Below are 12522 nucleotides of genomic sequence, written 5' to 3'. Positions count from 1 at the left end.
TGCAATGACTGTTGAGGACGCGACCAGCACCGGTACCTCGACCGAGACCCACGGCGTGATCTTGTCGGACGCGGCGGCCGCCAAGGCCAAGGCTCTGCTGGACCAGGAAGGCCGTGACGACCTCGCGCTGCGTATCGCCGTGCAACCGGGCGGCTGCGCCGGCCTGCGTTACAACCTCTTCTTCGATGACCGCACCCTCGATGGTGACCTCACCACCAACGTGGGCGGCGTCAACCTGACCGTCGACCGGATGAGTGCCCCGTACGTCCAGGGCGCCACCATCGACTTCGTCGACACCATCGAGAAGCAGGGCTTCACCATCGACAACCCGAACGCCACCGGCTCCTGCGCCTGCGGCGATTCGTTCAACTGAGATAGCCGACCGTGCTGGTCCGGCGGTCTCCTACAGGGAGTCCGCCGGACGCGGCAGGTACGAGCAGACCAGGGTCTCGCGCGGCTGCACCAGCAGCTGTGCGACAGCCTGCAATTCGTTGTTCTTCGGTCCCGAACCGCGCGGCAGCCGGCCCGACGGCGCCACCTTCATGGTGAACAGCACCTGCGCCTGATTCGGTGACAGCATCACGATCTTGTCGATCGACGTCACATCCGCCTGACCGAACTGCTTGCGGAACGCATCACTGGCCAGATTCGCCACCGTGAAATCCGTGGCGTGATCCTTGATGCCGTCATACAGGCCGCACAGGGCGTGGCGTGCCACCGTCTGCTTGTCCTGCTGCAACAGCGCGTTGAGATAGCCCTGGATGGCGGACTTGGCGGAGGCGTCGGTCAGGCCGCGATCGCTGGTGCTGCGCACCGCGAAGATGATGCCGCCGATGACGGCGACGACCGCAAGCACAGCGCCGACGACCAGCAGGATTCGCTTGGTGTTGTTACCGCCGCCCGACGGGTATTCCACGGCCGGTGGGAGAGTCGTCGGGTACGACGTCGGCGGGCCGCTGTAAGGGGCACCGTAGGTGGAGTTCCCCGGACCCGGCTGCGGGGGGATCGATTCCGGGTACGGATATGCGCCGTCCATGTTGTCCACAGGCTAGCGCACCCGCGCAGGGCAGCCCGGACCTCAGCCTGGGTAAGCTCGCCGAATGACCATTGCCGTGACCGGATCGATCGCGACCGACCATTTGATGCGCTTCCCCGGCCGATTCGCCGAGCAGTTGCTGGCCGAACACCTGCAGAAGGTGTCGCTGAGCTTCTTGGTCGACGACCTGGTGGTGCACCGCGGCGGCGTCGCCGGCAACATCGCCTACGCCATCGGCATCCTGGGCGGTAGCCCGACGCTGGTCGGCGCGGTGGGCAAGGACTTCGACGATTACCGCGGCTGGCTGACGTCGCACGGCGTCGACTGCTCGCAGGTGCTGGTGTCCGACTCCGCCTACACCGCACGATTCGTTTGCACCACCGACGAGGACATGGCGCAGCTGGCGTCGTTCTATCCGGGTGCCATGTCGGAGGCGCGCAACATCAAGCTTGCCGATCTCGTCGCCGCTCAGGGTGAGCCCGAGCTCGTGATCATCGGGGCCAACGACCCCGAGGCCATGTTCCTGCACACCGAGGAATGCCGGAAGCTGGGTCTGTCGTTCGCCGCGGACCCCAGCCAGCAGCTGGCCCGCCTGTCGGGCGAGGAGATCCGTCGCCTCATCGACGGCGCCGCCTACCTGTTCACCAACGACTACGAGTGGGACCTGCTGCTGCAGAAGTCCGGCTGGTCCGAGGCCGAGGTGATGAGCCAGATCGAGCTGCGCGTCACCACGCTGGGGGAGAAGGGCGTCGACATCGTCGGCCGTGACGGCTCGTTCGTCCACGTCGACGTCGTGCCCGAGAACGAGAAGGTCGACCCGACCGGTATCGGTGACGCGTTCCGCGCCGGCTTCCTCACCGGCCGCGGCGCCGGCCTGAGCCTCGAGCGGGCCGCTCAGCTGGCCTCGCTCGTGGCCACCCTGGTGCTCGAGGCCCCGGGTCCGCAGGAGTGGACCTGGGACAAGACGACTGCGCTGCCGCGGCTGTCGGCCGCGTTCGGCGCCGAAGCGGCCGACGAGATCGCCGCAGCGCTCGCATAAGCACTACGCCGAAAGTGCGGGAAACGACCGAATTCAGTGCGAATTCGCGGTCGTTTCCCGCACTTTCGGCGTAGTGGTCAGAGTTCGACGGGGTAGACGGGCTCGCTGATCTGCGGCGTGACGCTGCCCTCGATGAAGATGGCGTGCCACAGCATGAAGATCAGCACCGTCCACAGCCGGCGGCTGTGATCGCTGACGCCGCCCCGGTGCTCCTCGAGCATCTGGCGGACGGCGTCGAGGTCGATGAGATGCCCGGCCTGCGACGCGTCGACCGTCGCGTAGGCCCACTCCAGCAGTTCGCCCGAGCGCAGCCAGTGCCGGATCGGCACCGGGAACCCCAGCTTCGCGCGGTGCAGCACATGCGCCGGGACGATGGGCTCGAGGGCCCGCCGCAGTGCGTACTTGGTCGTGGTGCGGGTGATCTTCTGGTCGTACGGCAGCTTGGACGCGACCGCGAACACCTCGGGATCCAGGAACGGCACCCGCAGTTCCAGGGAATTGGCCATGGTCATCTTGTCGGCCTTGACCAGGATGTCGCCGCGCAGCCAGGTGAACAGGTCCAGATGCTGCATGCGCGCCACGGGGTCCCAGCCCGCGGACTCGGCGTAGATCGGCGCCGTCACGTCGGTGTGGGTCCACTCCGGGTTGAACTGCGCCAGGGTTGCCTGCAGTTGCTCGTCGGAGAAGCTGCGGGCGTTGCCGTAGTAGCGCTCCTCGAGCGTCAGCGACCCGCGGTGCAGCAGGCTCTTGCCGCGCATGCCGTCGGGCAGTGACTTCGAGGCCTTGCCGAGCCCGCGCCGCAGTCCCCGCGGGACACGGTCGAAGGCCTTGAGCGACAACGGTTCCCGGTAGATGGTGTAGCCGCCGAACAGCTCGTCGGCGCCCTCACCGGAGAGCACCACCTTGACGTGCTTGCGGGCCTCGCGGGCGATGAAGAACAAGGGCACCAGCGCCGGGTCGGCCACCGGCTCGTCCAGGTACCAGACGATCTCGGGCAGCGCCGCGACGAACTCGGCCTGGCTGACGACCTTGGTCACGTGCCGCGCCCCGATGGCCTCGGCGGAGGCGACGGCGACGTCGACCTCCGAAAAGCCTTCGCGCTCAAAGCCCGTCGTGAAGGTGATCAGCTTGGGGTTGTGCCGCATCGCCAGCGCGGCGATCGCGGTCGAGTCGATGCCGCCGGACAGGAACGCGCCGACGGTGACGTCGGCCCGCATGTGCTTGGCGACGGAATCCTCCAGGACGGCGGTGATCTCGTCGTACCGGGCCTGCTCCTGCCCTGTGACAAATGGCACAGCGGCGAACTTCGGCTTGAAGTAGCGCGTCACCTCGGGCTGCTGGCCCGGGCGAATCCGGGCATAGCTGCCCGACTCCAGCCGCCGGATCCCGCGCTGCAGGGTCTCGGGTTCGGGCACGTACTGCAGCACCGTGTAGTGCTGGACGGCACGTTCGTCGATGCTCAGGTCGACGCCGGCACGGGCCGCCAGGTCGAGAATGCACTTCTTCTCGCTGCCCACGATGGTGCCGCCCGGGCCCGTCGCCAGATACAGCGGTTTGATACCGAACGGGTCCCGCGCGCAGAACAACTCGCGGGTCTCGGTGTCCCACAGCGCGAAGGCGAACATCCCGCGCAAGCGGTTCAGCGCCGCGGTGCCCCAGTAGTGGTAGGCAGCGACGATCGCCTCGCTGTCGCCCTCGGTGGCGAACTCGGCACCGAACTCGGCGCGCAGTTCCTCGCGCAGCTCGAGGTAGTTGTAGATCTCGCCGTTGAACACCAGCGCGTAGCGATTCGGCGCCTCGGGCGGACCCCAGCGCAGCGGCTGGTGGCTGTGCGCGATGTCGATGATCGACAGTCGGTTGAAGCCGAACACGACGGTGTGATGACCGTCGCTCGGATCGCTGTCGTCGGCCCAGGCGCCCGACTCGTCCGGACCCCGGTGGCGCATCGGATGCGTGGCATCCGAGACCGCGTTCACCAGGTCAGTGGAATGGTCGGCAACAGGGTCGGCCAGGTAGGCCAGCAGTCCGCACACGGCGCCAGTATGCCTGTTCAGGCAGGTGAACTCAGAACCGACGTTGCCGATTGGCCGGTCGCTTCGCTCGGCGCCGCGGGCGTGGTCTACGCTGCGTAGTATTCGACCGGCTTGACCGACTCCTAGGAGGGCCTCAACGTGACCGCTCGCGGGCTCCGTTTGGTGGCGTTGTCCGCCATTCTCGGCGCGTCGACGCTGCTGCTCAGCGGATGCAGCTGGCAAGAAGTCTTCGGCCTGGGTTGGCCGACCGGCATCACGCCAGAAGCGCACGCAAACCGTGACCTCTGGGTGTGGTCGGTTATCGCTTCGTTCGTCGTCGGCGCCATCGTTTGGGCGCTGATCTTCTGGGCGATGGCGTTCCACCGCAAGAAGAAGACGGACACCGAGCTGCCGCGCCAGTTCGGCTACAACATGCCGCTGGAACTGGTGCTGACCGTCGTGCCGTTCCTCATCATCTCGGTGCTCTTCTACTTCACCGTCGTGGTGCAGGAGAAGATGATGGACCACAGCAAGCCTGCTGAGGTCACCATCGACGTCACCGCGTTCCAGTGGAACTGGAAGTTCGGCTACCAGAAGGTCGCCTTCAAGGACAACACCTTCTCTTACGACGGCGCCGACCCGGCCCGTAAGGAAGCCATGAAGTCCAAGCCCGAGGGCAAGGACGAGCACGGCGAGGAGAAGGTCGGCGCGATCCGCGGCGAGAACCCCGAGGACCGCAGCTACCTGAACTTCGACAAGGTCGAGACCATCGGCACCAGCACCGAGATTCCGATCCTGGTCCTGCCGAAGGGCAAGCGCATCGAGTTCCAGATCGCCTCGGCTGACGTCATCCACGGCTTCTGGGTGCCGGAGTTCCTGTTCAAGCGGGACGTCATCCCGAACCCCGAGGCCAACCACTCGGACAACATCTTCCAGGTCAGCGAGATCGAGAAGACCGGTCCGTTCGTGGGCCGCTGCACCGAGATGTGCGGCACGTACCACTCGATGATGAACTTCGAGGTGCGCGTCGTGGAGCCGGAGCAGTTCAAGGCTTACCTGCAGTACCGCATCGACCACCCGAAGGCGACCAACGCCGACGCCTTGGTGTCGATCGGCCTGCCGCCGGTGGCCCAGACGACCCATCCGTTCGACTCTCGCCGCGGCGAGCAGGTCGGTTCGCCGGCTCAGGCGAGCAAGTAGGGGATACGCCATGCATATCGAAGCCCGACTTTTCGAGATTCTGACTGCCTTCTTCGCCTTGGCGACCGTCGGCTACGGCGCGCTGACCGCGCTGTACGCCAACGGTGGCATCGAGTGGGCCGGCACCACCGCGCTGGTGCTGACCACCGGTCTGTCGCTGATCATCGGCACGTTCTTCCGGTTCGTGGCCCGTCGCCTCGACACCCGGCCCGAGGACTACGAAGACGCCGAGGTCTCCGACGGTGCCGGCGAGCTGGGCTTCTTCAGCCCGCACAGCTGGTGGCCGCTGCTGATCGCCCTGTCGGCCTCGACCACCGCGGTCGGTATCGGCCTGTGGCTGCCCTGGCTGATCGTCGCCGGCGTCTGCTTCGTGCTGGCCACCGTCGCCGGCCTGGTTTTCGAGTACTACACCGGCCCCGAGAAGCACTGACACCTACGGCCCCTGTGACCTGATCGCTCTGCGGTCAGGTCACAACCGTATGTCAGATGGTCCTCTGGCGCCGTCCGGTACGGCCATGCCGGGCCCATGTTGGGTAATGTCTGCCAAAGGCTGGACTGTCGCCGCAAGCGGCGTTCACCAGCTACAGCGACACAGTGGTCGAGAGGGATAGGCGTACGTGAGCGGGTCACATTCCCCGGGCTCGGATGATGCGGCCCGGGAGTCATCGGGAGTCGGTGAAGGCACCGGCGAAACCGAGATCTATTCGCAGGCCTACTCTGCGCCCGAGTCCGAGCACTTCACCATCGCGCCGTACGTGCCGCCGGAGCCCGCGCTGTACGACTACGACAGCTACGAGGCCAAGTCCGAAGCCGACGACACCCCGCCGCCGCGGTGGCCGTGGGTCGTCGGCGTCGTGGCGATCATCGCGGCCATCTCGCTGGTGGCGTCCGTCGCCATCCTGGTGACCCGCAACACCGATTCCGAGAATGTGGCGACGCCGTCGACCAGCACCACGTCGGCGCCGCCGTTCCAGGACGAGTTCACCACCACGACCACGCCGCCGCCTCCGCCCACGACAACCGAGGCGCCCCCGCCGCCACCACCTCCGCCGCCCCCGTCGACGGTGACCGTGACGCAGCCGCCGCCACCTCCGCCGTCGGAAGAGCCGCCGCCTCCGCCGCCCAGCTCCGCCGCGGCCGCGCCGCCGGCGACGACGTCCGCGCCGCCGACCGGGCCGCGCTATGTCACGTACCGAATTTGGGGCACGAAGGCGCCGCTGGACCGCATTTCGGTGACGTACACCGACGCCGCGGGACGCCAGCGCACCCAGCAGAACGTCTACATCCCGTGGATGATCACTCTGACACCGATCTCGATGTCCGACGTGGGCTCGGTGCAGGCCTCCAGCCTGCTGCGGCTGAGCCACCTGAACTGTTCGATTGTGACGAGCGACGGCCAGACGCTGGCCTCGCAGACCAACGATGATTGGCAGACGAGCTGTTAAATGCCGTACAACGCTGAGACTTCAACCCGGTCGCGAGTGACCGGCGGTAGCCCCGACCAGTTGGACCGTCTTCTGCTCGGCGGCTCGGTGGCCGTGTGGCTCGCTGCCCTGGGCGCCGGCGTGGCCGCCGTCGTCGCGATGGTCGACCTCGGCACGCGGCACCCGTCGGGTGCCGCGTCGTCGCACACGCCGTGGCTGCTGTACTCGGTCATCGCGGTATCCGCGGCGGTGATCGTGGGCGCCATTCCGCTGTTGTTGCGCGCCCGTCGCGGTGGGGCAGCGCCGCTGCTGCTGCTCGGCGGCGGGCCGTCCGAGGCCGACGACCGTCGTCCCGCCGGTGAGCTCCCGCAGAGTGCCCTGCGCTCCTTCGACGATCCGGTCGTGCGCCGCTACTCGGCGTCGCCGGCGACGAGCATGCTGGGCTTTCCGGTGGCGGCGGTGGATCAGCTGTGGCTGCGCTGCACGCTCGGGATCGCCGCGGCCATGGGGGGCGCGACACTGTTCGTCTTCCTGGGCGCGTACATGCTGGCCGACCGACACGACGAGTTGGCCTGGATCCTGTACGGCCTGGCCTTGATCATCACGGCTGCCATGGTGGCCATTCCCTGGTACTGCCTGCGCAGCCTGCACGCCGTGCTGGAGGCGTCAGCCGAGGACGCCCGGGCGGCCTAGCGTTCCGCGAACGCACGGATGGTGCGTCGCGCGGTCTCACTGAGATACGCGGGTGTCACCGCGTCTACGGTGAACAGGGCGCGGAAATAGACCGGGCCCGCGGCCATCTCCAGCACCGCGCGCGGGTCGGTGCCCGGCGGGATTTCGCCGCGGGCGATCGCGCGGTCGACGACAGCTCCGCTGCACCGGAAGCGTTCCTCCCAGAACCTGGTCTGTGTGGTTCGCACGTCGTCGCTGTCGTCGGCGCCCGTCAGCGCGGCGTAGAGGACGGCGCGGATGGCCCGGTCGGACAGTGCGGTGACGATGTCCGAGAGCAGCTGCTCGAGGTCTGTCTGCAGTGACCCGGTGTCCGGCGTCGCGACGTTGCTCTCCGTGAAGCGCGCCAGCAGGTCGGCCACCAGAGCGGCCTTCGTCGGCCACCGGCGGTAGACGGTCGTCTTGTTCACCTGCGCCCGCTTGGCCACATCGGACAGTTGCAGGTTGTCGTAGCCGATCTCGGTCAGGAGTTCGAGGGTCGCCGCGTGGACGGCGGCAACCACACGCGCGGACCGGCCACCTGGTCGCGGCCGGGGGACTGCGGAGTCTTGACTGGGCATCGCACTCCATCATATAAAAGCAACTACAGATGCTTTTAGTGTAGGAGGTGTTCGCATGCCGGACCAGACGCTCACCATCGACGCCGTGATCGGGGGGCGTGCGGTAGCTCGCGACGAGGTGCTCGCCTGGGAGGCCAGGCGCCTGCCGAAGGCCGCCGGCAAGATCGGTCTGCCGGTGCCCGCCGGGGATATCGCCCGGCAGCGAACAGCTTTCGCCGACGCCAAGCTGGCTCTGGGCGCCGACGACATCCGTCGTCGCTTGGCGCGTGACGTCCGGGCGGCCGGCGTGGTGGCCCGTGGTACGACGCGGTTGTCGTTCGGACGTCGTGCGACGAGTGTGTGCGACCTGTACGTGACCGGCGGCAGCGCCCGCGCGTTCGTGGACTGGTTCACCGACGACGGCCGCGACGATTACGCGCGCAGCATGATCGCCGCCAACCCCGACCACTTCCTCATCGACACCGCCTCGGACGGCCGGCAGGAGGTCATCGAGACGACCGGCGGAAGTCCATTGGCGACGCGGTTCTTCGTCGACTACGACGACACGTCACCGCTCGTGACGCCCCGTGACCCCGCGTTCCCCGTCGAGGCGGCGGGGGTCGCGCGTACCGAGGGTGGCTTGGCGATCGGCGGCGTCCGGCATGAATTCCGCGACGAAGCGGGCGGCTTCCATGCCCGGCTGTGCGTCGAATTCCCTTGGCTCACCGCGCCGTACCTGATCGCGCAGCATCGCTGGCACCTGGCGTGCGAGTTCAGCAACTGGATCGAGGCGGCGTTCGCGGCAAACGGATAGGGCGTTGGTCACCGGGGTAGGGGAGTGGACCCGAAAACGACTTCGGCCCGGTCTGGTGAAAACCAGACCGGGCCGAAACCGTAGATCGAACTAGTGATGCCCGTTGGAGCCGTTGGGCGAAATCTCGTCCTGGTATTCCTTGAGGGCGGTGAGTGCCTTGTGTTCGGCGGCGTGTTCGGCGTCGGCGAGGGCGGCTTGTTCGACGGCGGAGTCGGCGAACAGGAAGCTGCCGGTGCCGGGGGAGCCGGCGGAGCCGAGCTTGTTCATGCGCTTGGGCAGTGCGGCACCCTGGTATTCCAGCGGGATCGGGTGGCCGTGGTCGTCGACCGGTCCCAGTGGCTGGTGCAGTTCGACGTAGGCGCCGTGCGGCAGGCGCTTGATGATGCCGGTCTCGATACCGTGCTCGAGGACCGCGCGGTCGCTGCGCTGCAGGCCGACACACCAGCGGTAGGTCAGGTAGTAGACCACTGCGGGCAGGACGACCATGCCGATACGGCCGATCCAGGTGGTGGCGTTCAGGGAGATGTCGAACTTGAGCGCGATGATGTCGTTCATCGCGGCCAGGGTGAGCACCATGTAGAACGCGATGGCCATGGCACCGATGGCGGTGCGGACCGGCACGTCACGCGGACGCTGCAGCAGGTTGTGGTGCGCATCGTCGCCGGTGAACTTCTTCTCCAGGAACGGCCAGGCGATCAGCAGACCGAACACCAGACCCATGATCACGGCGACACCCATGACGGCCGGGATGGTGTGGCCGAAGGGGTAGAACTCCCAGGCCGGCCAGATGCGCGCCAGGCCTTCGGTCCACATCATGTAGAAGTCGGGCTGGCTACCGGCGGACACCTGCGAGGGCTTGTAGGGGCCCAGTTCCCAGATCGGGTTGATCTGCAGCAGACCACCCATGATGCCCAGGATGCCGGTCACCAGCGCGAAGAACGCGCCACCCTTGATCGCGAACACCGGCATGACGCGCACGCCGACGACGTTCTTCTCGGTGCGGCCGGGGCCGGGGAACTGGGTGTGCTTCTGGAACCACACCAGCGCCAGGTGAGCGCCGATGAGGGCCAGGATGATGCCCGGGATCAGCAGGATGTGCAGGGCGTACATCCGCGGGATGATGATGTTGCCGGGGAAGTCGCCACCGAACAGGGCCCAGTGCATCCAGGTGCCGATGACCGGGATACCCAGGGTGATCGACGACAGCGCGGCGCGCAGACCGATACCCGAGAGCAGGTCGTCGGGCAGCGAGTAGCCGAAGTAGCCCTCGAACATCGCCAGGATCAGCAGCACCGAGCCGATCATCCAGTTGGCCTCACGCGGGCGGCGGAACGCGCCGGTGAAGAAGATGCGGGCCAGGTGGACCATGATCGACGCGGCGAACATCAGCGCGGCCCAGTGGTGAATCTGGCGGACGAACAGGCCACCGCGGACCTCGAAGGAGATTTCGAGGGCCGATTCGTAGGCGCGCGACATCTGCACACCACGCAGCGGCTGGTAGACGCCGTTGTAGATGACCTCGGTCATCGACGGGTCGAAGAACAGCGTCAGGTACACGCCGGTGAGCAGCAGCACGAGGAAGCTGTACAGCGCGATCTCACCGAGCATGAAGGACCAGTGCGTCGGGAAGACCTTGTTCAGCTGCCGGCGTACGGCGGCCGACGGGTGGTACCGCGAGTCGATCGCATCGCCTTGTGCGGCAGCGATGTCAGCGAGCTTGGGACTCATGATTTGCGCTCCCAGAATGCCGGTCCGACGGGTTCGATGAAGTCGCCGTTGGCGACCAGGTAGCCCTCTTTGTCAATCGTGATCGGCAGCTGCGCCAGGGCGCGGGCCGCCGGACCGAAGATCGGCCGCGCGAAGTGCAGCGCGTCGAACTGCGACTGATGGCAGGGGCACAGGATGCGGTAGGTCTGCTGCTCGTACAGCGACGAGGGGCAGCCCAGGTGCGAGCACACCTTGGTGTACGCGAAGAAGTCACCGAAGTTGAAGCTCTCCTGGCCCTTGCGCTTGACCACGCGGGACAGGTCCTCGGGCTTGATGCGGATGAGCATCACCGGGTTACGCACACCGAGTGCGATCTCCGACAGCTTCTCGTGCGACTCGAGGGTGGTGCCGTCGCCGTCGGACTCACGCCACGGGAAGACCGTCTCCATGCCGCCCGCGTCGATGTCCTCGGGGCGCATCTTCACGAAGGGGGACTCGCCCGGCAGGCCGGTGGCCCGAGCCAGGTAGATGGTCTCGCCGTGGAAACGCGGGGTCCAGCCGGACGTCCACAGGACGGCCTTCTTGCCCTCGGCGGTCGGGACGACCGGCTTCCACGGGTTCTTGATCAGACCGCCGATGAAGGCGACCGCGGTGCCCAGGCCGAACGCACCCAGGCCGACACCCAGCGACAGGCCGATCAGCTTGCGGCGCTTGAGGGTCGAGCCCTCGAGCGCGTCGGTCAGGTTGGCCGCGACGGTGGCGCGGTGGACCTCGGGGGAGGCGCCGTCGTGGCGGTCCTGGATCGAGATTTCCTCAGGGATGAACTTCTTCTGGAAGAGCACCGCACCGATGCCGATCGCCAGGATCGACAGACCGAAGGTCAGGCCGTACAGCGGGGTCGCCAGCGAGTAGATGAACTCGCCCTCGGACTCGAACGGCTTGTACTCCCACGGCCAGAACAGGAACACCAGCAGCAGGGCCAGGCCGGACAGGCCACCGAGCAGCAGCCAGGCCGCGACCTGACGCTCGGCGCGCTTCTCCGCCTTGGTGCCCTCGACGGGCCAGCGCGGCTCCTTGAAGACGGTCGTGACGCCGTCGATCTTCCCGCCCAGCTCGACGAGCTCCTCGCGCGACATCTCGCGCAGTTCGTCGTCACTGGGAATGTTCACGTTCTCGCTCATGCGCGAGCTCCGATCCACATAGCCGCGCCGATCACGGCGACCATCCCGATAATCCACATCGCCATGCCCTCGGGCGCGGGGCCGAAGCCACCGAGGCCGTAGCCGCCCTGGCTGCGGGCGTTCGCCGACTCGTGGACGTAGGCGACGATGTCGCGCTTCTCCTCCGGGGTCAGCTGACGATCCGAGAACTTGGGCATGTTCTGCGGGCCGGTGAGCATGGCGGTGTACACCTGCGCCGGCACTTCGGCGGCCTTGCCGAGGTCAGGCGCGTACTTGCCCGACGACAGCGCGCCACCCTTGCCGGTGAAGTTGTGGCACGAGGCGCAGTTCAGGCGGAACAGGTCGCCACCGCGGGCGACGTTCTCACCGATGAACGAGTGCTGGTTGATCTGACCGTTGGCGTCACGCGGGACCTGAGGTCCGCCGCCGTTGGCCTGGATGTAGGCACCGAGGGCGTCGATCTGGTGCTCGTCGAACGCCGCGTCCTTACGGGGCGCCTGCGCCTCACCGCGCATGGCAGGCATGCGGCCGGTGGACACCTGGAAGTAGACGGCCGCGTCGCCGACACCGATGAGGCTCGGGCCGCGGTCGGTCACACCCTGCAGGTTGGCGCCGTGGCAGGAGACGCACGACGTTTCGAACAACTGCTTGCCGGTGCGCAGCAGAGCCAGCTGCGACTCGTCTGCCTTCGCGACCTGAGGCCGCGGAGTCAGGGTGGCCGCCAGGCCACCAGCGACTAGAAGTCCGAGCAGCAGCAGCATCGCTGCCGAGAGGCGCCGGTGTAGCCGGCGACGGGACTTGCTGGTCATCGAACCCCTTCTCATAGGAAGCATCGGCGAGC

The 12522-nt window shown here is 67.2% G+C and carries 13 protein-coding genes; 7 read left to right on the top strand and 6 right to left on the bottom strand.

All coding sequences use genetic code 11. From position 1 onward, the window contains the following. Positions 1-4 precede the first annotated feature (4 nt). A complete protein-coding gene (locus tag VXD91_RS03570; protein ID WP_020103564.1) occupies positions 5-373 on the top strand; it encodes an iron-sulfur cluster assembly accessory protein in 369 nt (122 codons plus the stop codon). Positions 374-403: 30 nt separating this feature from the next. Here the strand turns inward: VXD91_RS03570 and VXD91_RS03565 are convergent, their stop codons facing one another. After that, positions 404-1036, bottom strand: coding sequence for a hypothetical protein (locus tag VXD91_RS03565; RefSeq protein WP_212812105.1), 633 nt, complete (start codon positions 1034-1036; stop codon positions 404-406). A gap of 64 nt (positions 1037-1100) precedes the next feature. Between VXD91_RS03565 and VXD91_RS03560 the strand changes: the two genes are divergently transcribed. Beyond that, on the top strand, positions 1101-2075 hold the full coding sequence (locus tag VXD91_RS03560; protein ID WP_212812104.1) for a carbohydrate kinase family protein: 975 nt from the start codon (positions 1101-1103) through the stop codon (positions 2073-2075). A gap of 77 nt (positions 2076-2152) precedes the next feature. Here VXD91_RS03560 and asnB read toward each other — a convergent pair whose 3' ends face one another. Beyond that, positions 2153-4108, bottom strand: a complete 1956-nt coding sequence (asnB, locus tag VXD91_RS03555; protein ID WP_212812103.1) for an asparagine synthase (glutamine-hydrolyzing) — start codon at positions 4106-4108, stop codon at positions 2153-2155. A gap of 138 nt (positions 4109-4246) precedes the next feature. Between asnB and VXD91_RS03550 the strand changes: the two genes are divergently transcribed. From VXD91_RS03550 to VXD91_RS03535, 4 genes are all read left to right on the top strand, one after another. Continuing rightward, entirely contained in the window at positions 4247-5287 is a 1041-nt protein-coding gene (locus tag VXD91_RS03550; protein WP_346414657.1) for a cytochrome c oxidase subunit II, read from the top strand. 10 nt (positions 5288-5297) lie between these two features. Beyond that, positions 5298-5717, top strand: a complete 420-nt coding sequence (locus tag VXD91_RS03545) for a cytochrome c oxidase subunit 4 (protein WP_020103569.1) — start codon at positions 5298-5300, stop codon at positions 5715-5717. 187 nt (positions 5718-5904) lie between these two features. After that, on the top strand, positions 5905-6732 hold the full coding sequence (locus VXD91_RS03540; RefSeq protein WP_212812101.1) for a hypothetical protein: 828 nt from the start codon (positions 5905-5907) through the stop codon (positions 6730-6732). Continuing rightward, positions 6733-7404, top strand: a complete 672-nt coding sequence (locus VXD91_RS03535; protein WP_346414656.1) for a DUF2561 family protein — start codon at positions 6733-6735, stop codon at positions 7402-7404. Here the strand turns inward: VXD91_RS03535 and VXD91_RS03530 are convergent. Beyond that, positions 7401-8000: a TetR/AcrR family transcriptional regulator gene (locus VXD91_RS03530; RefSeq protein ID WP_318985173.1), complete on the bottom strand. Its 600-nt coding sequence runs from the start codon at positions 7998-8000 to the stop codon at positions 7401-7403. The two genes, VXD91_RS03535 and VXD91_RS03530, sit on opposite strands and share 4 nt — an antisense overlap. A 55-nt stretch (positions 8001-8055) precedes the next feature. On the opposite strand from VXD91_RS03530, the gene VXD91_RS03525 reads away from it, so the two are divergent. Beyond that, positions 8056-8793 carry a hypothetical protein gene (locus VXD91_RS03525; RefSeq protein WP_318985172.1) on the top strand — a complete coding sequence of 246 codons (738 nt, stop codon included), beginning with the start codon at positions 8056-8058 and terminating at the stop codon, positions 8791-8793. A 90-nt stretch (positions 8794-8883) separates the two neighbouring features. Here VXD91_RS03525 and VXD91_RS03520 read toward each other — a convergent pair whose 3' ends face one another. Genes VXD91_RS03520 through VXD91_RS03510 form a run of 3 tightly spaced genes read right to left on the bottom strand, consistent with a single transcriptional unit; the run spans position 8884 to position 12514 of the window. Beyond that, positions 8884-10521 carry a cytochrome bc complex cytochrome b subunit gene (locus VXD91_RS03520; protein WP_226521417.1) on the bottom strand — a complete coding sequence of 546 codons (1638 nt, stop codon included), beginning with the start codon at positions 10519-10521 and terminating at the stop codon, positions 8884-8886. Next, positions 10518-11681, bottom strand: a complete 1164-nt coding sequence (locus VXD91_RS03515) for a ubiquinol-cytochrome c reductase iron-sulfur subunit (RefSeq protein ID WP_064985845.1) — start codon at positions 11679-11681, stop codon at positions 10518-10520. Before VXD91_RS03515 ends, VXD91_RS03520 begins: the two co-directional genes overlap by 4 nt. Then, positions 11678-12514 carry a cytochrome c gene (locus tag VXD91_RS03510; protein WP_346414655.1) on the bottom strand — a complete coding sequence of 279 codons (837 nt, stop codon included), beginning with the start codon at positions 12512-12514 and terminating at the stop codon, positions 11678-11680. Before VXD91_RS03510 ends, VXD91_RS03515 begins: the two co-directional genes overlap by 4 nt. Between the last annotated feature and the right edge of the window lie 8 nt (positions 12515-12522).

The organism is Mycobacterium sp. SM3041, from assembly GCF_039668335.1.
Taxonomy (GTDB): domain Bacteria; phylum Actinomycetota; class Actinomycetes; order Mycobacteriales; family Mycobacteriaceae; genus Mycobacterium.
This window is presented reverse-complemented; position numbering and strand designations above follow the sequence as displayed.